Raw genomic sequence first — 21,149 nt, forward strand, 5'->3', positions numbered from 1 at the left:
CTTCGGACGCGGACGCGGAAGTGAATACGGGGGACTTGGCGTCATGACGCACGAGACGGGCGGGTCGAGCCCGCACCCGCCGATGCCCGCACAGCCACCGAGGCCCGCGCCGCAGGATCCTCCACGGCCGGCACCGCCGGAGTCGCCGAGGCCCGCACCGCCGGAGCCCCCGCGGCCCGATCACGGTCCGCCGAAGTGGTCCTGGTGGGTCGTCGGCATCCTGGTACCCGTCCTCGGCCTGATCGTCACGCTGATCGTCCAGACGGGGAACAGCACGTCCCGTGACCCGCTCGCGCCGCCGTCGGCTGCCGCCCAGGACTCGGCCGAGCCCGAAACCCCGGCCGCCACCGGGACGTCGGGGACCGCCGACCCGGACGCGACGCCCGCCGACGACATCACCTCGACGTCCCCTTCGCCGTCGCCATCGGAGCCGTCGCCCTCGGAGCCGTCGCCATCGGAGCCGTCGACGAAGATCCTCAGGACGGGGGACTTCACCCTCGCCGAAGGGAACAGTGCCGACCTCGAACACGGCACGGTCGGAGCGTCGGTGGAGAGCCCCGACATGGCGTGGAGCGGCGGCGGCTCGTTCTCGGTCATGAACGGCCGCGTGGCCGAACCCTCCGAGGGCGCCACGCCGAAGGTGTGCGCCCATGTGCTCCTCGCCTTCCCGCAGGCCACCGGGAACATGAACTCCGGCCTGGAGGGGACGTGGTTCTGCATGCCGACCAGCGCGAACCACCTGGCAGCCGTCACCTGGCTGGGCCAGGGGCACGACGGGATGCGGTTCCACTACATCGTCTGGGACACCCCCGCGCCCTCCGACGACGAATAGGCCGGCACCCGGCGACTGGTCACTCCCCCGCGGCCAGGTCCTCCACCGCCGCAAGGACCAGGTCCGCGTGGCGCTCCGGGTCCGCCACCGGGTGCAGCAGCGCACGCACCCGGCCGGTCCGGTCGAGGACGACTCCGGCGCGCGCGAACAGGGTGCGCTCCCCCACCCGTACCTCGGGTACGCCCAGGGACCGGCCGAGCGTCAGCCCGGGGTCACCGACGAGCGGGTATCCCAGCTCGCGCTCGGCCGCGAACTCGGCCAGATGGCCCGGGGCGTGGGCGCTGACGCCGAGGACCCGGACCTCGGCTCGCGCGAACCGGGCGGCCTTGTCACGTACCGAGCAGAGGCCGGTGGTGCAGCCGGCCAGCTCGGGGAGCACCTCGCCGATACCGGGCTCGGTGATGAAGAACAGGGCGGTCCAGCGGTGCTCGCCGGACGGGACGGCGACGGGGCCCTCGGTGGTCTCGACGGTGCTCTGCATGGGAGTCCTCACTGAGGGGATTCGGCGCATCGGCGTGTTCCGATCATCGCACCAGCCCTGCGAAGCATCAGCCGACGGCGTCCTCCGCACGGGTGTGGGCGACCAGTGCGTTGGCGTGGCCGTGGCCAAGGCCGTGGGTGGTCTTGAGCCAGGCGACCAGCTCCATGTGCTTGGTCAGGGGAGACGCGCGGATCAGTTTCTTCCATTCCGTCACGGGGCGGCCGTACGTCTTCTCGATCGAGGGGAAGTAACTCGCGGGACCCTTGGAGGAGTTCGTCATGCCGGGATAGACCCCTCGGCCGCCCGGAAATCATCGGTCGACGAAGGTGGCCGGACCCGAGAGGGTGTGCGGTAGGGGGCGAGCCCCCCGTACCGCACACCCGTGCAGGCGCTTTTCCTTACTGCCCAGCCGCGTTGAGCAGATCGAGAACGCTCTGCTGGCAGCCGTAGTCGCTGGTGCCGGCGCCTCCGTTCCAGTGCGGGCCGTACTGGTCGAGGGCGTTGCGGTCCTTGGCGTAGGCCGCGTCGGCCCAGCGGTCCAGGGTCCCCGCGTACGGGTGGTCGGTCAGCTGGGTGTCGAGCCTGCCGAGGCCACGGACGTACGCGCCCTTGAAGGACGGGCCGTCGCCGGAGCACTGGTCGCCCTCACCGGGTTCCCGCAGCACCCCGTCGGTCTGGAGCCGGACGGTGGACGCGTCGGCGAGGGTGCGGGCGGTGGTCAGCAGGGCGGAGTCGCCGGTGGCCCGGTACAGCTCGGTGAGCCCGCCGAGGACCACGCCCTGGTTGTACGTCCAGGTGGGCTGGCCGTTGTTGGCACAGGCGTCGGTGAGCCCGTCGTTGATCAGGTGGTCGCCGTTGATCATTCCGCTCGCCCGGAACCAGGTCCACTCGGCCTTCGCCCGGCCGAGGTAGACGGTGTCACCCGCGATGCGGTTGTGCAGCGCCGCGTTGAGCTGGAGGAAGAGTTCGTTGGTGATGGCGTTCTTGTACGTCATCGTCCGGTTCCACAACACCCCGCCGCCGCAGGTGCCGTTCCAGGACGCCTGCATGTGATCGGCGTCGGCGCGGGCCGTGTTGAGGTACCGGCTGTCGCCCGTGGCGTCGTAGGCGGCCACCCAGGCCAGGCCCCACCAGCCGGTGTCGTCCAGGTAGTCGTTGCGGAAGCTGCCGCCCTGGGCGTTGATGTTCTTGTCGTAGGTGGAGGCGATGGCGTACCGGTAGCTCGGCATGCCGCTGAGGCGGGCGTTGTCGAGCACGGCGGTCAGCGCGTTGGCGGCGGTCCACCAGCCGTTGCCGCCGAAGAGCCCGGTGCCACGGTCGTACGACATCATCAGCGCGGTCGCGGCGGCGGTGGAGCGGCTCCAGGCGTTCCAGTTCACCCGCGCCCAGCCGGTGCAGGTGATCTCGGGCCGGTCCCCGGCCTTGCCGCAGGCCCGCAGGGCGCCGACCCCGGCGGTGTTCCAGTCGTCGACGTTGTACATCTGGGTGCGCCAGCCGCTCGAACCGGAGGGCACGGCCGTGGCGCCCAGCCGGCTCCCGGACGCCCAGGTCCGGCCGCCGTCGAAGGAGCGGTCGATCCAGACCTCGTCCCCGGCCGATCCGCCCTCGATCGAGGCCCAGCCCATGACATCGTTGTCGGAGAGGTGCAGCCGGACGGTACGGCCGTAGAGCACGCTGCTCACGGGCACCCGGTCCGAGGTCGCGGAGGCGGGATCGCGGGCATCGCACTGCTTGTTGCAGATGGCAGCGTCGGCGGCTTCGACGCCGGCCTGCGGAGCGGGAGTGGCGGCCCGCGCGGTGGCCGCCGGGAGGGCGGTGATCAGCAGGCTCGCGAAGAGGGCGAGAACGGCCGGGCGCCGGCCTCTACGGATGAAGGGCATGCGGCAACTCCTTGCGGGTGGGGGGAACATGCCGACCCGCCAAGCCGAACCGATCCATCAGGTGCATGTCAATACGTCGTTCCTCGGCTTCTCCCACGACCCTGCACACCTGGACTGCTCCGGAACCCGAGCGCCGACCGGTCCGGGTCGCGCCGTGTCCCCTCCCACCTGGTGATGTCCACGGTCCGGGCGTCCGCCGGCGGAAAGGGACCGAAAACTCCTGGACCGCACCCGACGACGCCGGCCTCTCACCACGAGCTCTGCCGTCGACCGACGGCCCTCCAGCCGCGGGCCTTCAGACCCGGGGCAGCAGGACCTCGATGACCTCGGCGATGCCGACGGCGGATCGGGCCTCGTGCATGGTGATCACGTCACCGGGCTTCAGGTGCCGCCACCGCTCGGGCCGCAGGGGAGCCAGGCGGACATCGGCGGTCTCCCCAGGGGCGAGTTCCGGCGCGAACTCCACCCAGACCCGCGCGATGTTCAGATCTTGCCGTCCCTCCGCGGAGCGGTCGCCGATGTCCCACGGAGGCCTGAGCCGGCCATCCCCGTCGAAGGCATTCCGGCGTCCGCCCTCGTCCGCTCCCAGCAGAGTCAGCGTCGCGCGGACGGTTCCGTGCTCGGCCTCCCAACTCCGCCACAGACACCAACGGTGGTTGTGGTCCAGCGCCATCTGTCGAGCGGCCTCGGCGAGCATCTCCCAGAAGGTCCCGGACACCGGCTGGACATCCGCGATCTCGATGAGCACGTCGAGCGCCAGCTCCCACTCCTGGAGCTCGATGTCTCCGCGAACGTCTTCGACCGTCTGCCCGTTCTCTGCCACGGCCCCCTCGGGCAGCAGGTCGACAGCCCGCCGAATCAGTGTGGAAGCGTCATCCATGCGCTGGATTGTCGCCCGATACCGAGCGCGGTGTCACGGACGGCCACGTGCGGACACCTCGGGTGCTTCGGCAACGCCGCGAGGCGCCGTGCCGGGCCCCCGTGCCCCCGGGCCCCCAGTGGCCCAGTGGCCCCGTGCCCCCGTGCCCCCGTGCCCCTGTGCCCGCGTGCCCCCGTGCCCCCGTGCCCCTGTGCCCGCGTGCCCGCGTGCCCGCGTGCCCGCGTGCCCGCGTGCCCGCGGCAAGATCTACCGGACCCCGCCCAGGTGCCCCAGCACCGTGCGTACCGCCTCGCGGACCGCCCGGCGGGCCGGGTCGGTGTGGTCGACCGCCTCGAAGCCGTGCCGCGCGCCCGGAACGGGGATCACCTCCAGTCGGAGATCCGTCCCCTTGGCCGCGAGCAGGAACTCCTCGACGGTGGCGTCGATCTCCGGCCGCTCCTTCTCCACCCGGCTCAGCACGAAGGGCAGCGGGCCCGCGGTCCCGACGGCCTCCGCAGGCCTGAACCGCCCTTCGGTCTGCGGCCAGTTGGCGAGCGGGGCCAGCATCGGATAGGTCGCCGCGACACAACGCAGGAACGAAGGAGGATCCGCCAGCAGATCGGCGCAGAGCAGCGATCCGGCGGAGAAGAACCAGACGGCGACCCGGTCCCCGTCGACCCGCGGATCGGCGCGGACCCGCTCGACCGCCTCCGCGAGGTCCTCGGCCGCCGCCGGATAGGCCCCGAGGCCGAACAGGCGGTGGTCAAGGACGGCCCCGACCGCGCCCAGGCTCGCCACGTACCTGCCGTACCCGACGAAGGTCGGCCAGTCGCGGGGCGTCGGGCTCGCGTCACGGTCCACCGGGCCGCCGTGGACGAACAGGACGGCGGGGCGCGGGGTTTCGGCGTCGGGGTAGTAGAGGTCGACCAGCCCGTGCCGCTCCCGTTCGCGCTCGGGCACGTCCAGCAGGAACGGCCCCAGCTGCTGGGGCGATCCGGCCCGCGCGGCAACCCGGTGCCCCTCGCCGGCCACCGCCCGCCGCAGCAGGTCCGCGACGTCGGCGGGGGCGGAGAGCATCGGCCAGTGCCCGGTGGGGATTTCGAAGAGGGTGACCTCGGGGCGGGTGAGCGTCTGCACACGCGGTTCGCCCATGCCGACGAGGGACTCGATCAGATCCAGGGTCGAACCGTTCCCCGAGGCGAGGACCCCGGTGTACGGAACACCCACGGCGGCCCCGGTGGGCGGCAGCGGTTCCACCAGCGTGCCCGCCGGGTGCGGGACCGCCCGCCGCGCCAGCAGTTCCACGTCCTCGGCGGACAGGTCGGCCGACCCGGCCCGCCGGCGCCACTCCTCGGCGGAGGGCGGCGGGATCAGGCGCGCCCCCTCGGGCGAACCACCGCCCCCGGCACGGCCCTCGGCCAGGCCGGTGCCGCCCGCCAGAAGCGCGAGGGCCCGCTCGCGCACCTTCGGATCGGGCTCGATGGCGAGGGCGGGCTCACCGTCCTGGGGGAGCCCCGCGTCCAGGTTGACGATCCGCGAGACCCGCTCCGGGCGCAGCGCGGCCGCGCCGAGGACGGGGAGGATGCCGTAGTCGTGGGCCACCAGGACCACATCGCCATCCGCCGGGTCCACTCCGTCGACGGCCCGCACCACGTCCTCGATGTGGGTGGTGAGGCCGGTGTCCGGACCGGCGGGGGCCGCCCCGTCCCCGAGGCCGGTGAGAGTGAGGGTGAGGGCCGTCGCCCCCGACTGTTCCAGGAGCCCCGCCACCCGGTCCCAGATCCAGCCTCCGGTGAACGTGCCGGGCACCAACAGGAAAACTGTCACGGGCTGCCTCCGCCTCTTCGTGGAAAACGACGCGGCCACGTCACGAGCGCGCCCGCATCCCTTCAACTCCTGTGGCGGCGGGCCGAGTTCCCACTCCCGGGCAGTCACACCCATTCGGGTGGATCACACCGGGCACGCGGGTCCGGCGTGATCCACCCGAAAGGGTCTGGACCCCGTGGGTCAGCCGATCCTGGACCGTACGTGCTCGATCACCCGGGTGAACTCGTCGGTGGGGGTGAAGTCGACGTACTGGCAGTCCTCCAGGGCCTCGGGCGCGTGTCCGGGTGCCCAGTAGAACGCCTGCCCCGCCTCGTACGTCTCGTCCCCGTCCTTCGTGTGGAGCCTGAGCCTGCCCTTGAGCATGTACCCCCAGTGCGGGCACGAGCAGAGGTCACCGGGAAGGCCGACGAGCGCCGGGCCCATGTCGGTGCCCCGGGGGAAGTTCACGAAGGACACGCTCATCTCGCCGCCCGCGACCCGCGAACGCAGTTCGGCGTCGCCGTTGCTGAAGGCGACCGGGGTGTCGTCACGTGTCGTCGCCGTCATGGCCTGACTCCCTACCGGTCGTTGCGGTGGAGCCCACCGCCGGGCCCCGGCGCGCGCGCCGGGCGCGGCGGGGGCTCCCTCGCCTTCCAGCGTGCGCCGGGACGGCGGCCCGCGCACCGGGCCGTCGTACTGCGGACCGCCGTTCGCGCGGCCCGGCGTGCGACGCCACCGCACCTACCGGGCCGGGTGGCTTTCGGTGATCCGGCCGACCGCGTCGGCCAGCAGATACGCGCTCCTGCCGTGCCCGGAGACCGTCACCCGGACGACCGGCGCCGGGCTGCCGCTCCCGGGCGCGATGTCGATCCGCCAGGACTCGGGGGAGTCGATGCCGAGCCCGGTGCGCGCGGTGTCCACGAGTCCGGGGAGCAGTTCGTACGGAACGGCGCGCAGGAGCATCGGGAACTCGCCGCCGGTGGACGGGCCCTCGGAGCCCACCGCCGACATCACCTTCTCCTCGATGGTGATCCGGGTGCCCGTCTCCGTACCCATGCCGGTGACCAGGACGTTCGCGAGACGGCGCATCTCGCCGGCACGCAGGGTGGAAGCGGAGGTGGTGGAGCCCTCCACCGTGGTGACCGTGGTGGAGGATCCGGTGCGCGGCCCGGGGACCGCCGCGCCGGTCGCGGACGGGGCGGGCGGGGCGGGCGTGCCGTCGCCGTAGCGGTCGTCCAGACCGTCCCGGTGGGTAAGGAGGACCAGGGCCACCCCGGCGAGCAGACCCAGCAGCATCACCGAACACCGGCCCCAGCAGGCATCGCCGCTCTTCACCCGGGTGTGCTCGGGCGCGGTGGCGAGGTGCGCACCGGCCGCCCTGCGCGCCCACTCCTCCGTCGGCCGCCGGTCCAGTTCCACCCGCTCGCGTCGGGCCGCGTCGTACGTCACCACGAGGATCCGGCCCTCGGGGTAGTCCGCCAGGTCCACCAGGTTGACCTGCTCGTGGACGGTCACCCGGTACGCCGGGGCGTCGTCGGGGACCACCGTGAGGTCGAACCGCACCGGTACGTCGGAGAACTCGCCGTTCGTCGCCTGCCGGCTCTCGATCCGGGCGAGCGCGACCCGGGGCGCCTGCGCGCCCTGCCGGCGGCTCCGCACCTCCCTGGGCACCTCCAGCAGCAACACGGCCACCAGCAGCCCGCCGAGACCGCACCAGAACAGCACCACGTCCCTGAGCATCACCCCCACGACGATCGCGGTCGGCGCGCCGCCGAACAGCACGCTCACCACCAGCCCGGCCAGCAGGGAAAGCACCTGCCGTGCCACCGGCCGGACCGGCTGTGCGGACGTCTCCCCCGTCGTCACCATGGCCACGATTGTCCACGGCACGGGTGACCGCGAGAAGGCGAACGGTGGAACGCCGGCCGCGGGAGAGCGGCGGGCCGGTGGACGCGCCCGCGTTGCGGCGTCCGGGTGAAACCGGCTGACCCCCGGCGCCCGCACCCGGGCCGGGCGGGGCCGGGTCGGCATCGTGGCCCGGGTCCCGAGGGCCGTTCGTCCGGCTCCCGGCCCACCGCTCGGGCCCGCCACGCGAGCAGCCCTCGCGCCGACGAACCGACCCAGCACCCCCGTCCCCAGGAGGACTCCATGCTCGGCACCGACTTCCGTACCGGATCACCCAACTGGCTCGACCTCGGCAGCCCCGACACCCGGGCCGCCGCCGCCTTCTACCGGGCCGTCTTCGGCTGGGAGTTCGTCTCCGCCGGGCCCGAGACCGGCGGGTACGGGTTCTTCCGGACCGACGGGAAGACCGCCGCGGCCCTCGGCCCGCTCACCGAGCAGGGCGCCTCGTCCGCCTGGACGGTCCACTTCAAGACCGACGACATCGGGGCCACCGTCCAGGCCGTCAGGGACGGCGGCGGGACGGTCCGGGCCGAACCCATGGACGTCATGGGCGAGGGGACGCTCGCGCAGGTCACCGACGCGCAGGGCGCCGACTTCGCGCTCTGGCAGCCCGGCAGGACGGCCGGGCTGGAGATCGCCTCCGCGCCGAACAGTCTCATCTGGGTGGAGCTGCACGTGCCCGACCCGGTCGCCGACATCGCTTTCTACCAGGGCCTGTTCGGCTGGCGGACCCAGGACATGCCGGTGCCCGGGATGACGTACCGGGTGCTGAGCACCGAGGACGGCGACCTGCAGGACTCCACCTTCGGCGGGGCGGCTCCGGCCGACGACGCGAGCGGCGGCGAGCAGTCCCGCTGGGTGCCCTACTTCCACGTGACGGACGTCGACGCGACCGTGGCGGCGACCACCGACCACGGCGGGACGGTGCTGATGCCGGCCGCCGACATGTCCGACGTCGGCCGGATGGCCTGGCTCGCGGACCCCTTCGGCGCGGTCTTCGCGCTGCTGAGGCCCGACCCCCGGATGTAGGGACCCGGCGGGGTCTCAGTCGTCCCCGCCCTCCAGCTCGCCCTCGGTCTCCAGGAAGACCTGGCGCAGCGCTTCGAGGACGGCCGGGTCGGGCTTCGCCCACATCCCGCGCGACTCGGCCTCCAGGAGGCGTTCGGCGATCCCGTGCAGCGCCCAGGGGTTGGCCTGCTGGAGGAACTCCCGGTTCTCCGGGTCGAGTACGTACGTCTGGGTGAGCTTGTCGTACATCCAGTCGGCCACGACGCCGGTCGTGGCGTCGTAGCCGAACAAGTAGTCCACGGTGGCGGCGAGTTCGAAGGCGCCCTTGTAGCCGTGGCGGCGCATCGCCTCGATCCAGCGGGGGTTGACCACGCGGGCGCGGAAGACCCGCGAGGTCTCCTCGACCAGGGTGCGGGTGCGGACGGTCTCGGGGCGGGTGGAGTCGCCGATGTACGCCTCGGGGGCGGTGCCCTTCAGCGCGCGCACGGCCGCCACCATGCCGCCGTGGTACTGGAAGTAGTCGTCCGAGTCCGCGATGTCGTGCTCGCGGGTGTCGGTGTTCTTCGCGGCGACCTCGATGCGCTTGTACGCGGTCTCCATCTCCTCGCGCGCCGGGCGCCCGTCGAGCTCACGCCCGTAGGCGTAGCCGCCCCACACCGTGTAGACCTCGGCGAGGTCGGCGTCGGTGCGCCAGTCGCGGGAGTCGATGAGCTGGAGGAGCCCGGCACCGTACGTTCCCGGGCGCGAGCCGAAGATCCGGGTGGTGGCCCGGCGTTCGTCACCGTGCTCGGCGAGGTCGGCCTGGGTGTGGGCGCGTACGAAGTTCCGCTCGGCCGGTTCGTCGAGCGAGGCGGCGAGCCGTACGGCGTCGTCCAGCAGGCCCACCGTGTGCGGGAAGGCATCCCGGAAGAAGCCGGAGATGCGCAGCGTCACGTCGATGCGGGGGCGGCCCAACTCCTCGTAGGGGATGGGCTCCAGGCCGGTGACGCGGCGCGAGGCGTCGTCCCAGACGGGGCGGATGCCGAGCAGCGCGAACGCCTCGGCGATGTCGTCGCCCGCCGTGCGCATCGCGCTGGTGCCCCAGAGCGAGAGGCCGACGGAGGAGGGCCAGTCGCCGTTGTCGGTGCGGTAGCGCTCCAGCAGCGAGTCGGCGAGCGCCTGACCGGTCTCCCAGGCGAGCTTGGAGGGGACGGCCTTCGGGTCGACGGAGTAGAAGTTGCGGCCGGTCGGCAGCACGTTGACGAGCCCGCGCAGCGGTGAGCCGGAGGGCCCGGCGGGCACGAAGCCGCCGTTCAACGCGTGGACGGCGTGGGTGAGTTCGTCGGTGGTGGCGGCGAGGCGCGGCACCACCTCGGTGGCGGCGAAGGTGAGGATGTCGGCGACGGCGGGCGGCAGGCCGGCGGCCACGCCCGCGACGGCGGCCGGGTCCCAGCCGGCGTCCTCCATCGCCTGGACCAGGGCACGGGCCTGCTCCTCGATTTCGTCGGCGGCGGTGCGGGTGGCAGCCGACTCGTCCAGGCCGAGCGCCTCGCGCAGCCCGGGGAGCGAGGCCGTACCGCCCCAGATCTGGCGGGCGCGGAGCACCGCGAGGACCAGGTTGACCCGGTCGCCGCCCGCCGGGGGGTTGCCCAGCACGTGCAGGCCGTCGCGGATCTGGACGTCCTTGATCTCACAGAGCCAGCCGTCGAGATGCATGATGAACTCGTCGAAGCCCTCGTCCTGGGGCCGGTCTTCGAGCCCGAGGTCGTGGTCGAGCTTCGCGGCCTGGATGAGGGTCCAGATCTGGGCGCGGATCGCGGGCAGCTTCGCCGGGTCCATCGCGGCGATCTGGGCGTGCTCGTCGAGGAGTTGCTCCAGGCGCGCGATGTCGCCGTAGCTGTCGGCGCGGGCCATCGGCGGCACCAGGTGGTCGACCAGCGTGGCGTGCGCCCGGCGCTTGGCCTGGGTGCCCTCGCCCGGGTCGTTGACGAGGAACGGGTAGACCAGCGGCAGGTCGCCGAGGGCCGCGTCCGGGCCGCAGGCCGCGGAGAGCCCGGCGTTCTTGCCGGGCAGCCACTCCAGGTTGCCGTGCTTGCCGAGGTGGATCATCGCGTCGGCGCCGAACCCGCCGTCCTCGGCGCGGGCGGCGATCCAGCGGTAGGCAGCCAGATAGTGGTGCGAGGGCGGCAGATCGGGGTCGTGGTAGATCGCGATCGGGTTCTCGCCGAAGCCGCGGGGCGGCTGGATGAGGATCAGCAGATTGCCGCGCCGCAGCGCCGCGAGGACGATGTCGCCCTCCGGGTTCGCCGAACGGTCCACGAACATCTCGCCCGGCGCCGGGCCCCAGTGCTCCTCCACCGCAGCGCGCAGTTCGGCGGGGAGACCGGCGAACCAGCGGCGGTAGTCGGCCGCCGGGATACGGACCGGGTTCGCGGCCAACTGCTCCTCGGTCAGCCACTCCTGGTCGTGGCCGCCCGCCTCGATCAGCGCGTGGATCAGCTCGTCGCCGTCGCCGGAGACCAGGCCCGGGATCTCGCCCTCTGGCCCGAAGTCGTACCCCTCGGCGCGCAGCCGGCGCAGCAGGGCGACGGCGCTCGCGGGGGTGTCCAGGCCGACCGCGTTGCCGATGCGGGAGTGCTTGGTCGGGTACGCGGAGAGCACGAGGGCGATCCGCTTCTCCGCGTTCGGGATGTGCCGCAGGCGGGCGTGCCGGACGGCGATCCCGGCGACCCGGGCAGCGCGTTCAGGGTCGGGGACGTACGCGGGCAGGCCGTCCGCGTCGATCTCCTTGAAGGAGAACGGCACCGTGATCAGGCGCCCGTCGAACTCCGGCACCGCGATCTGGGTGGCCGCGTCCAGCGGGGAGACGCCCTCGTCGTTCTCCTCCCAGGCGCTGCGCGAGCCGGTCAGGCAGAGCGCCTGGAGGATCGGTACGTCGAGCCCGGTCAGGGCGCCCGCGTCCCAGGACTCGTCGTCGCCGCCGGCCGAGGCTTCGGCGGGGCGGGTGCCGCCGGCCGCGAGGACGGTGGTCACGATCGCGTCGGCCGCGCGCAGGGCGTCGATCAGTCCGGACTCGGGGGTACGGAGCGAGGCCACGTAGAGCGGCAGGGCTCGGGCCCCGGCGTCCTCCACGGCACGGCAGAGCGCCTCCACGAACCCGGTGTTGCCGCTCATGTGGTGGGCGCGGTAGTAGAGCACCGCCACCGTGGGCGCGCCGTCCGGGAGTGCGGGGGCGGGGAGTTCGCGGGCGGTCCGCTCCAGCGGGCCCCAGGCGGGGGCCGGGGCGGGCGGCTCGAAGCCGTGGCCGGTGAGCAGCACGGTGTCGGAGAGGAACCGGGCCAGCTGGTCGAGGTTGTCCGGGCCGCCGTGCGCGAGGTAGGCGTGGGCCTCGGCGGCGATGCCGATCGGGACGGTGGACGCGGCCATCAGCTGGGCGTCGGGGGCCTGTTCACCGGTGAGGACGACGACCGGGAGCCCGGCGGCCCGCACCTGGTCGAGCCCCTCCTCCCAGGCGCGCACCCCGCCGAGGAGGCGGACCACGACGAGTTCGGCCCCGTCGAGCAGCGCCGGGAGGCCGTCGAGCGGGAGGCGGGAGGGGTTGGCCCAGCGGTAGCGGACCGGGCCCTCGCAGGCACGGGCGCTCAGCAGGTCGGTGTCGGAGGTCGACAGGAGCAGGATCATGCCGAGTCAGCCCTTCCCCGGGGTGTCCACGCCCCGGGCGGTGTCGGACGGCGGGAGTTCCTGACTCGTACGGCCGCGTCAGCGGGACGTACTCACAGTGGCGGGACCGCGCCGGAATCTCACCGGGCTTCCTCCCATGGCGCCGTCTGGCGTCGGCGGACCGAATGGTCCACCGCGAGCATCCTAAGGGCCCGGCCCCCGTCGCGGCAGGGGGCCTCCGGTGGGCGGCACAGGTCACATGTGCGCGCCGGTGACCTTCATGGGGCTGTCGTGCGGAGCATGCTGGGCTCGCGCGGCCCTGTGCCGCGCCTCGCGGCGTAGTCGTCGGTCGCCGACGCTCCGCGTCGCCTCCCTCCTCCGCCTTGCGACGCACGGCACAGGACCCCGCTCCCTGATCCAGCCTGCTCCGGACGACAGCCCCTGGGACGTGGGTATGCTCGCCGCCATGTCCGCAACCGCCGATTCGCCCGGTTCCCCGGCAGCCGTCGCCGTAGCCCGGAACGGCGGCGACGCCTGTCCGGGCACTTTGCGGCTGCACACGGCGGACGACGGTGCGCTGGCTCGCGTACGGATACCCGGCGGGGTGCTGACCGCCGCCCGGGCCCGCACCCTGCTGGACGCCGCCGAACGGCTCGGCGACGGTGAACTCCACCTCACCTCGCGCGGAAACGTACAACTCCGGGGCCTCGGCCAGGATTGCGGTGGCGAACTCGCCGAACTCCTGCGCGAGGCGGGCCTGCTGCCGTCCGACCGGCACGAACGCGCACGGAATGTCGTCGCCTCCCCGCTCTCCGGTCTCGACACCGCCGGCCGCTCCGACATCCGGCCCTGGCTGGACGAGTTGGACGCCCTGCTCTGCGCGAGCGAGCGCGCCACCGCGCTCTCCGGACGCTTCCTCTTCGCGCTGGACGACGGCCGCGGGGACGTGGACGCCCTGGGCGCCGACCTCACCCTGATCGCGCTCGACGACGGGCAGGCGCTGCTGCGGATCGGCCCCGGCGACACCGGAGCCCTCCTCCCCGTCGCTTTCGCGAACGCCCCGCGCGCCGCGCTGCTGGCCGCCGAGGCATTCCTCGACCTGGCGGCCGGACCGGACGTCTGGCGGATCTCCGGCCTCCCCGGTGCCGCCCGCGCCGTCCTCCCCGCCGAGGCCGCCCGCCGCGCGGGGCTCGCACCCCCGCCGGAACCACTCGCCCACCGGGCCGCCGCCGCGGCCCCCGGGCCGGGCGCGGTGACCGGGCCGGGCGGACGGACGGCGCTGCACGTCGGGGTACCGATGGGGCGGCTCACCGGGGTGCGGTGGCGGGCGCTCGTGGAGACCGCCGAACGCCTCGGCTCCGGCGAACTGCGCTGCACCCCGTGGCGCGGGGTCGTGGTGCCCGGCCTGGCCGCCGCCACCGCCCGGGAGGCCCTGGACGCGCTGGCCGGCGCCGGTCTGGTGACCGGGCCCGGCTCCCCCTGGGCGGGGGTCGGCGCCTGCGTCGGGCGTCCCGGCTGCGCGAAGTCGCTCGCCGACGTACGGGCCGAGGCGGAGGCGGCACTGGGTCCGGCCGGGCGGCTGCCCGTGTACTGGTCCGGGTGCGAACGCCGCTGCGGCCACCCCCGGGGCGAGTGGATCGACGTCCTCGCCACCCCGGACGGGCACCGGATCACCCACGTACGGGGGGAGTCGCGGGGCGCCCCGACCGCCGTCCCGGACGATCCGGCCGCGCTCGCCGCCGCGGTGGCCGCGGCCCGTGACGCCCGTACCTGACCACGTGAACACCTGAACACCCGAACCGACCATGCCCCGGCACACGACCGCCCGTGCCCCGGCCCTCCCCGGCCGCCCGGCGAAAAGACCGCCCCGGCCCGACCGAAGAAAGCGACAGCACTGTGCATCAGTACGAGAAGGACGGACCGGCGATCTACCGCCAGTCCTTCGCCACCATCCGCGCGGAGGCGGATCTCGCCGGTCTGCCCGCCGACGTCAGCCAGGTCGCGGTCCGGATGATCCACGCGTGCGGCATGGTCGACCTCGTACGCGACCTCGCCTTCTCCCCGACCGCCGTGGCCGACGCCCGCGCCGCGCTCCGGGGCGGCGCCCCGATCCTCTGCGACGTGGCGATGGTCGCCAGCGGGGTCACCCGCAAGCGGCTGCCCGCGGAGAACGAGGTCGTCTGCACCCTCTCCGACCCCTCGGTCCCGGAGCTCGCCCGAAAGATGGGCACCACCCGGAGCGCCGCCGCGCTGGAGCTGTGGCGGGACCGGCTGGAGGGCTCGGTCGTCGCCATCGGCAACGCGCCCACCGCACTCTTCCGGCTGCTGGAGATGATCGAGGAGGGCGCCCCGCTGCCCGCCGCCGTGATCGGCGTCCCGGTCGGCTTCATCGGCGCGGCCGAGTCCAAGGAGGCTCTCGCGGCGCACGGCTCGGGGGTCCAGCACCTGGTGGTGCGCGGCCGCCGCGGCGGCAGCGCCCTGGCGGCGGCAGCCGTCAACGCCCTCGCGAGCGAGGAGGAGTGACCGGCACCGTCGCGGCGAACGAGAACGCCGCACACGCGTCCGCCCCCGCACGCGCCGAGGCGGCGACCGGCGGCACCGGCCGGCTCTACGGGGTCGGCCTCGGCCCCGGCGACCCGGAGTTGATGACGCTCCGGGCGGTGCGGGCCATCGCCGAGGCCGACGTGATCGCCTTCCACAGCGCCCGGCACGGCCGCTCGATCGCCCGGTCCATCGCCGCCGCCCACATCCGCCCCGACCACGTCGAGGAACCGCTGGTCTACCCCGTCACGACGGAGACCACCGACCACCCGGGCGGCTACCGGGGCGCGCTGGAGGACTTCTACGCCGAGGCGGCGGCCCGGCTCGCCGTACACCTGGACGCGGGCCGCACGGTCGCCGTCCTCGCCGAGGGCGACCCGCTCTTCTACGGCTCGTACATGCACATGCACAAGCGGCTGGCGGACCGTTACCCCGCCGAGGTCATCCCCGGGGTCACCTCGGTCAGCGCCGCCGCCGCACGGCTCGGCACCCCGCTCGTCGAGGGCGAGGAGATCCTCACCATCCTCCCCGGCACCCTCCCCGAGGAGGAGCTGACGGCCCGTCTGGCGTCCACCGACTCGGCCGTGGTGATGAAGCTCGGCCGGACCTTCCCGGCGGTGCGCCGCGCGTTCGAGGCGTCCGGCCGGCTGCCCGAGGCCCGGTACGTCGAACGCGCCACGATGGCCGGGGAGCGCACCGGCCGGCTCGCGGAGGTGGAGGCCGGATCGGTGCCGTACTTCGCGGTCGCCGTGGTCCCCAGCCGGATCGACGCCCCCCGCCCCGAGCCGGAGCCCGGCTCCGGCGAGGTCGTGGTGGTCGGCACCGGACCGGCCGGCCCCCTCTGGCTGACGCCCGAGACGCGCGGGGCGCTGGCAGCGGCCGACGCGGTGGTCGGCTACACCACGTACCTGGACCGGGTACCGGTCCGGCCCGGCCAGGCCCGCCACGGCTCGGACAACAAGGTGGAGGCGGAGCGCGCCGAGTTCGCGCTCGACCTCGCCCGGCGCGGCCATCGGGTGGCCGTGGTCTCGGGCGGCGACCCTGGCGTCTTCGCCATGGCGACGGCCGTCCTGGAGGCCGCCTCGCAGCCGGAGTTCGCGGACGTCCCGGTACGCGTGCTCCCCGGGGTCACCGCCGCGAACGCCGCGGCCGCCCGCGCGGGCGCCCCGCTCGGCCACGACTACGCGACGATCTCCCTCTCCGACCGGCTCAAGCCCTGGGAGGTCATCGCCGGACGGCTGCGCGCCGCGGCGACGGCCGACCTGGTCATCGCGCTCTACAACCCGGGCTCGAAGAGCCGAACCTGGCAGGTCGGCAAGGCCCGCGACCTGCTCCTCGAACACCGCTCCCCCGACACCCCGGTCGTGCTCGGCCGGGACGTCGGCGGCCCCACCGAGAGCGTGCGCACGGTCCGCCTCGCCGATCTCGACCCGGCCGAGGTGGACATGCGCACCCTCCTGATCATCGGGTCCTCGCAGACCCGCCGGGTGGACCGCCCCGACGGCGGCCGGCTCGTCTGGACCCCGCGCCGCTACCCGGAGGCGTGACGGGTCGGTACGGCTGAGGGTCAGCCGCTCAGGCGGGCGTCGAGCCAGGCCAGGGCCTCGGCCGGGGTCGAGGCCACCGGTACCCCCTCCGGGACCGGTGGCCTCTGGACGACCACCACCGGAATCCCGGCCTCCCGGGCCGCCGCCAGCTTCGGCGCGGTGGCCGCGCCGCCGCTGTCCTTGGTGACCAGTACGTCGACGCGGTGCCGGCGGAGCAGCTCCCGTTCGCCCTCGAACGTGAACGGCCCCCGGTCGAGCAGCACCTCCATCCGCGACGGGTGCGGCTGCTCCGGCGCGTCCACCGACCGCATCAGGAACCAGAGTCCGTCCAGCCCCGCGAAGGCCGCGAGACCCGTCCGCCCGGTGGTGAGGAAGACCCGCTCGCCCAGCGGGGGCAGCAGGGCGGCGGCCTCCTCCAGGGAGCCGGCCGGGTGCCAGTCGTCGCCCGGGCCGGACACCCAGCCGGGACGGCGGAGCGCCAGCAGGGGAACATGGGCCTCGGCGGCGGCGCGGGCCGCGTGGAAACTGATCGTTCCGGCGAAAGGATGGGTGGCGTCGATGAGAGCGTCCACCCGGTGCTCCCGCAGCCACGCGGCGAGCCCCTCCGTACCGCCGAAGCCGCCGACGTGGACCTCGCCCGGCGGCAGCACCGGCTGGGCGACCCGTCCGGCGAGCGAACTCGTCACCCGCGGAGGTCTCCGCCCGCCGGCCGGAACCTCGGCGTCCAGGGCCTCCGCGAGCCGGCGGGCCTCGGTCGTCCCACCGAGCACGAGGACGTGTGCCGGGGACACGGGCTCGTACGGCATGTCGGGCAGTGATATCGGCACCATCGAGGGGACCTTCCGTGAGCGGTGAGGCGAAGGGCGGGCGCGAAGCCCAACTCAAACACACCGGCCTGCGCCCCGGTTGGACGACCGGCGCCTGTGCGACGGCGGCGACCACCGCCGCGTACACCGCGTTGCTGACCGGGGAGTTCCCCGACCCGGTGACGATCACCCTGCCGAAGGGGCAGACCCCCGCGTTCGCGCTCGCCGTGGAGTCGCCGGGAGACGGCACCGCGACCGCAGGAGTGGTCAAGGACGCCGGCGACGATCCGGACGTGACCCACGGGGCACTGGTCAGGTCGACGGTACGGGCGCTGCCGCCGGGCTCCGGGGTGGTCTTCCGGGCGGGTCCGGGCGTCGGCACGGTGACCCTGCCCGGCCTGCCGCTCGACGTCGGCGAACCGGCCATCAACCCGGTGCCCCGGCAGCTGATGCGCGAGCACGTGGCGCGGGTCGCGGCGGAACACGGCGCCGCCGGTGACGTGGAGATCACGATCTCCGTGGACGACGGCGAGGAGATCGCGCGTTCCACGTGGAACGGTCGCCTCGGCATCCTCGGCGGGCTCTCCATCCTCGGCACCACCGGGGTCGTCGTGCCGTACTCCTGCTCGGCCTGGATCGACTCCATCCGGCGCGGGGTCGACGTGGCGCTGGCCGCAGGGGAGACCCATGTGGCCGGGTGCACCGGCTCGACCTCGGAGAAGACGGTGGTCGCGGAGTACGGCCTGCCGGAGATCGCCCTGCTGGACATGGGCGACTTCGCGGGTGCCGTGCTCAAGTACGTACGCCGCCATCCGGTCCCCCGGCTCACCGTCTGCGGCGGCTTCGCCAAGCTCTCCAAGCTCGCCGCCGGCCATATGGACCTGCACTCGGCACGGTCCCAGGTGGACAAGGGGTTCCTCGCCCGGCTGGCCCGGGAAGGCGGCGCGGACGAGGAGCTGGCCGAGGCGGTGGCGCACGCCAACACCGGTCTCGCCGCACTCCAGTCGTGCGCGGCGGCCGGGGTCCCGCTGGGCGACCTGGTGGCGGTGGCCGCCCGCGACCAGGCGCTGGAGGTGCTGCGCGGGGCGCCGGTCGCGGTGGACGTGATCTGTATCGACCGGGCCGGCACGGTGGTCGGGCGCAGCGCGGTCCGCTGAGCCCGCGGACCGACCGCCGACGGGGCGTCAGCAGGTGTGGCGGTCGCGGTGCGGCGAGTAGAGGTGACTGTCGCGGAACTGCTCCGCGCCCAGGGTGCGCCCGACCAGGATGACCGCCGTACGGATCACCCCGGCCTCCTCCACCTGTCCGGCGATGGTCTCCAGCGTGCCGCGCAGCACGATCTCGTCCGGCCGGGAGGCCATCGCCACCACGGCGGCCGGGCAGTCGGGCCCGTAGTGCGGCAGCAACTCCTCCACCACCCGGTCCGCGTACCTGGCGGCCAGGTGGAGCACCAGCAGGGCGCCGCTGCGGCCGAGGGTCGCCAGGTCCTCGCCCTGGGGCATGGCGGTGGCCCGCTGGGCGATCCGGGTCAGGATGACCGTCTGACCGACCGTCGGCACGGTCAGCTCCCGCTTCAGCGCCGCGGCGGCGGCGGCGAACGCCGGTACCCCGGGCACCACTTCGTACGGCACCGCGGCGTCGTCGAGCCGCTTCATCTGCTCGTTGACCGCGCTGAAGACGGACGGGTCGCCGGAGTGCAGCCGGGCGACGTCGTGGCCCTCGGCATGGGCGCGGACCAGTTCGGCGGTGATCTGCTCGATGTCCAGGCCCTGGGTGTCGGTCAGCCGGGCGTCCGGCGGGCAGTCGGCGAGCAGTTCGCGCGGCACCAGGCTGCCCGCGTAGAGGCAGACCGGACTGGCGGCGAGGAGCCGGGCACCGCGCACCGTGATCAGGTCGGCCGCGCCGGGTCCTGCGCCGATGAAGTACACGGTCATGGGGTCTCTCCCGGGGAGTCGTGGGGCTTGCGTACGGACCACTGGGTGACGGGCATCGCCTGGCGCCAGCCGGTGAAGCCGCCGACCGGGACGGCGTGGGACACCGCGAGCCGGACGAGTTCGCCGCCGTGGCGCCGGTAGCGGTCGGCGAGCAGCGCCTCCGACTCCAGCGTGACGGTGTTGGCGACCAGCCGTCCCCCGGTGGGCAGCGCCTCCCAGCAGGCGTCGAGCAGCCCCGGGGCGGTGAGCCCGCCGCCGACGAAGACGGCGTCCGGCGCCGGCAGCCCGGCGAGCGCCTGCGGGGCGCGGCCGGAGACCACCCGCAGTCCGGGCACCCCGAGCCGGTCGGCGTTGCGGCCGATCCGGGCGGCGCGCGCTTCGTCGCGTTCGACGGTGACCGCGCGGCAGGACGGATGGGCGCGCATCCACTCGACGGCGATCGAGCCGGAGCCACCGCCGACGTCCCAGAGCAGTTCGCCGGGCGCGGGTGCCAGCGCGGCGAGGGTGGCGGCCCGGACATGGCGCTTGGTGAGCTGCCCGTCGTGCTCGTACGCGGTGTCGGGCAGCCCGGGGACGAGGCCGAGGCGGAGCGCCTCGGGGGCGGCGCGGCACTCCACGGCGACGAGGTTCAGCGGGTCGCCCGCCGGGCGGTCCCAGCCCTCGGCGGTTCCCTCGTGGCGGGCCTCGGCGGCCGAGCCGAGCTGTTCGAGGACGGTCAGCCGGCTCGGGCCGAAGCCGTGCTCGGTGAGCAGGGCGGCCACGGTCGCGGGGGTGGCCGCGTCCGCGCTCAGCACCAGCAGCCGGCGGCCGTCGTGCAGGGCGGCGAGCAGCCGGGCGGCGGGGCGGCCCACCAGCGTGACGGTCTCGGTGTCCTCGGCGGGCCAGCCGAGCCGGGCGCAGGCGTACGCCACCGAGGACGGGTGCGGCAGCACGCGCAGTGCTCCGGCGCCCAGCTCCTCGGTGAGCGCGCGGCCGATCCCGTAGAACATCGGGTCTCCGCTGGCCAGCACCGCGATCCGGCTCCCCCGGTGGGCGGCGAGCAGGCCCGCGACGGCGGGGCGCAGCGGCGAGGGCCAGGCGACCCGCAGGCCCCCGCACACGACGGGCAGCAGTCCGAGCTGGCGCCCGGCGCCGATCAGGACCTCGGCCTCCAGCAGCGCGGTGCGGGCCGGTCCCGCCAGGCCCGCCCAGCCGTCCGCGCCGATGCCGACGACATCCACCGGGGCCGGCGGGGGTGCGGATGATGCGGGCGGGGTGGTGGGCACGGCCGGACCTCGGTGTTCGGGGCGTTCGGAGCGATCGGGGCGTTCGGGGCGTTCAAGGGGGTCTCGGGCGGGCGGAGACGCTGCCGCACTCTACTGTCCGCCACCCGGGCGACGACCGGCCGGGCCCGCCGGGACCGCTCGCGCGGGTGGCCCGTGCGGTGTCCGATGGAGTGAGGACAGGGGGGCCGACGACGGAGGTGCAGGCGTATGAAGTACCTGGTGATGGTGCAGGGCTCGCAGGCCGATTACGACGCGATGTCCGGCCACGGGTCCGCCGAGGGCGGCCCGGCGTGGGGCGATCAGGACCGGAAGGCGATGTTCGCGCACATGGAAGCCCTCAACAAGGAGCTGGAGGCGTCCGGCGAGATGCTCTACTGCGACGGCCTCACCGCCCCGGACGAGACCCGGTTCGTCACGGCGGGCGCGGACGGCGGGCCCCCGGTGGTCGCCGATGCCCCGTACGACCGGGCGCAGGTACTGATCGCCGGGTACTGGGTGCTGGAGTGCACGGGCCTGGAGCGGGTCACGGAGATCGCCGCCCGGGTCGTCGCCTGCCCGCAGCCCGAGGGCGCCCCGGACCGGCCGGTGGCGATCCGCCCGATCGGGGAGGCCCCCGAAGGGGAGTAGCCCGGGTGAGCCCGCCCGG

19 protein-coding genes and 1 riboswitch are annotated in these 21,149 nt (G+C 74.3%); of the genes, 7 read left to right on the forward strand and 12 right to left on the reverse strand.

What is annotated here, in order from left to right:
* Window positions 1–180: 180 nt before the first annotated feature.
* Window positions 181–597: a hypothetical protein gene (locus tag OHA55_RS14220; RefSeq protein ID WP_266706341.1), complete on the reverse strand. Its 417-nt coding sequence runs from the start codon at window positions 595–597 to the stop codon at window positions 181–183.
* 10 nt (window positions 598–607) lie between these two features.
* Between OHA55_RS14220 and OHA55_RS14225 the strand changes: the two genes are divergently transcribed.
* Entirely contained in the window at window positions 608–832 is a 225-nt protein-coding gene (locus OHA55_RS14225; RefSeq protein ID WP_266706343.1) for a hypothetical protein, read from the forward strand.
* 19 nt (window positions 833–851) lie between these two features.
* On the opposite strand, the gene OHA55_RS14230 is transcribed toward OHA55_RS14225, so the two are convergent.
* From OHA55_RS14230 to OHA55_RS14260, 7 genes are all read right to left on the reverse strand, one after another.
* A complete protein-coding gene (locus tag OHA55_RS14230; protein WP_323180411.1) occupies window positions 852–1,313 on the reverse strand; it encodes a redoxin domain-containing protein in 462 nt (153 codons plus the stop codon).
* A gap of 67 nt (window positions 1,314–1,380) precedes the next feature.
* On the reverse strand, window positions 1,381–1,593 hold the full coding sequence (locus tag OHA55_RS14235) for a DUF4287 domain-containing protein (RefSeq protein WP_266706347.1): 213 nt from the start codon (window positions 1,591–1,593) through the stop codon (window positions 1,381–1,383).
* 118 nt (window positions 1,594–1,711) lie between these two features.
* Window positions 1,712–3,193, reverse strand: coding sequence for a glycoside hydrolase family 76 protein (locus OHA55_RS14240; RefSeq protein WP_266706349.1), 1,482 nt, complete (start codon window positions 3,191–3,193; stop codon window positions 1,712–1,714).
* A 295-nt stretch (window positions 3,194–3,488) separates the two neighbouring features.
* Window positions 3,489–4,073 carry a hypothetical protein gene (locus tag OHA55_RS14245; RefSeq protein WP_266706351.1) on the reverse strand — a complete coding sequence of 195 codons (585 nt, stop codon included), beginning with the start codon at window positions 4,071–4,073 and terminating at the stop codon, window positions 3,489–3,491.
* Window positions 4,074–4,319: 246 nt separating this feature from the next.
* A complete protein-coding gene (locus OHA55_RS14250; protein ID WP_266706353.1) occupies window positions 4,320–5,879 on the reverse strand; it encodes an alpha/beta fold hydrolase in 1,560 nt (519 codons plus the stop codon).
* A gap of 180 nt (window positions 5,880–6,059) precedes the next feature.
* Window positions 6,060–6,425 (reverse strand): hypothetical protein, encoded by a 366-nt coding sequence (locus OHA55_RS14255; protein ID WP_266706355.1) that lies wholly within the window; start codon window positions 6,423–6,425, stop codon window positions 6,060–6,062.
* 174 nt (window positions 6,426–6,599) lie between these two features.
* Entirely contained in the window at window positions 6,600–7,727 is a 1,128-nt protein-coding gene (locus OHA55_RS14260) for a hypothetical protein (RefSeq protein WP_266706357.1), read from the reverse strand.
* Between the two features lie 279 nt (window positions 7,728–8,006).
* Between OHA55_RS14260 and OHA55_RS14265 the strand changes: the two genes are divergently transcribed.
* Window positions 8,007–8,792: a VOC family protein gene (locus tag OHA55_RS14265; protein ID WP_266706359.1), complete on the forward strand. Its 786-nt coding sequence runs from the start codon at window positions 8,007–8,009 to the stop codon at window positions 8,790–8,792.
* Between the two features lie 15 nt (window positions 8,793–8,807).
* Here the strand turns inward: OHA55_RS14265 and cobN are convergent, their stop codons facing one another.
* The gene (gene cobN / locus OHA55_RS14270) at window positions 8,808–12,431 is read right to left on the reverse strand and encodes a cobaltochelatase subunit CobN (protein WP_266706361.1); all 3,624 of its coding nucleotides are present in this window, start codon (window positions 12,429–12,431) and stop codon (window positions 8,808–8,810) included.
* 47 nt (window positions 12,432–12,478) lie between these two features.
* Window positions 12,479–12,595, reverse strand: a riboswitch (cobalamin riboswitch).
* Between the two features lie 269 nt (window positions 12,596–12,864).
* Between cobN and cobG the strand changes: the two genes are divergently transcribed.
* From cobG to OHA55_RS14285, 3 genes are all read left to right on the forward strand, one after another.
* A complete protein-coding gene (gene cobG, locus OHA55_RS14275) occupies window positions 12,865–14,184 on the forward strand; it encodes a precorrin-3B synthase (protein ID WP_266710645.1) in 1,320 nt (439 codons plus the stop codon).
* 122 nt (window positions 14,185–14,306) lie between these two features.
* Window positions 14,307–14,933, forward strand: a complete 627-nt coding sequence (locus tag OHA55_RS14280; protein ID WP_266706363.1) for a precorrin-8X methylmutase — start codon at window positions 14,307–14,309, stop codon at window positions 14,931–14,933.
* Window positions 14,930–16,498 carry a precorrin-2 C(20)-methyltransferase gene (locus tag OHA55_RS14285; RefSeq protein WP_266706365.1) on the forward strand — a complete coding sequence of 523 codons (1,569 nt, stop codon included), beginning with the start codon at window positions 14,930–14,932 and terminating at the stop codon, window positions 16,496–16,498. Before OHA55_RS14280 ends, OHA55_RS14285 begins: the two co-directional genes overlap by 4 nt.
* A gap of 20 nt (window positions 16,499–16,518) precedes the next feature.
* Here OHA55_RS14285 and OHA55_RS14290 read toward each other — a convergent pair whose 3' ends face one another.
* Window positions 16,519–17,328: a cobalt-precorrin-6A reductase gene (locus tag OHA55_RS14290; protein ID WP_266706367.1), complete on the reverse strand. Its 810-nt coding sequence runs from the start codon at window positions 17,326–17,328 to the stop codon at window positions 16,519–16,521.
* Window positions 17,329–17,342: 14 nt separating this feature from the next.
* Between OHA55_RS14290 and OHA55_RS14295 the strand changes: the two genes are divergently transcribed.
* Window positions 17,343–18,461 carry a cobalt-precorrin-5B (C(1))-methyltransferase gene (locus OHA55_RS14295; protein WP_266706369.1) on the forward strand — a complete coding sequence of 373 codons (1,119 nt, stop codon included), beginning with the start codon at window positions 17,343–17,345 and terminating at the stop codon, window positions 18,459–18,461.
* A 27-nt stretch (window positions 18,462–18,488) separates the two neighbouring features.
* Here OHA55_RS14295 and cobM read toward each other — a convergent pair whose 3' ends face one another.
* Window positions 18,489–19,238 carry a precorrin-4 C(11)-methyltransferase gene (gene cobM / locus OHA55_RS14300; RefSeq protein WP_266706371.1) on the reverse strand — a complete coding sequence of 250 codons (750 nt, stop codon included), beginning with the start codon at window positions 19,236–19,238 and terminating at the stop codon, window positions 18,489–18,491.
* The gene (cbiE, locus tag OHA55_RS14305; RefSeq protein ID WP_266706373.1) at window positions 19,235–20,503 is read right to left on the reverse strand and encodes a precorrin-6y C5,15-methyltransferase (decarboxylating) subunit CbiE; all 1,269 of its coding nucleotides are present in this window, start codon (window positions 20,501–20,503) and stop codon (window positions 19,235–19,237) included. The genes cobM and cbiE overlap by 4 nt, the downstream gene beginning before the upstream one ends.
* 207 nt (window positions 20,504–20,710) lie before the next feature.
* Between cbiE and OHA55_RS14310 the strand changes: the two genes are divergently transcribed.
* A complete protein-coding gene (locus OHA55_RS14310) occupies window positions 20,711–21,130 on the forward strand; it encodes a YciI family protein (RefSeq protein ID WP_266706375.1) in 420 nt (139 codons plus the stop codon).
* Window positions 21,131–21,149: the final 19 nt, after the last annotated feature.

It is taken from the genome of Streptomyces sp. NBC_00102, assembly GCF_026343115.1.
Lineage (GTDB): Bacteria > Actinomycetota > Actinomycetes > Streptomycetales > Streptomycetaceae > Streptomyces.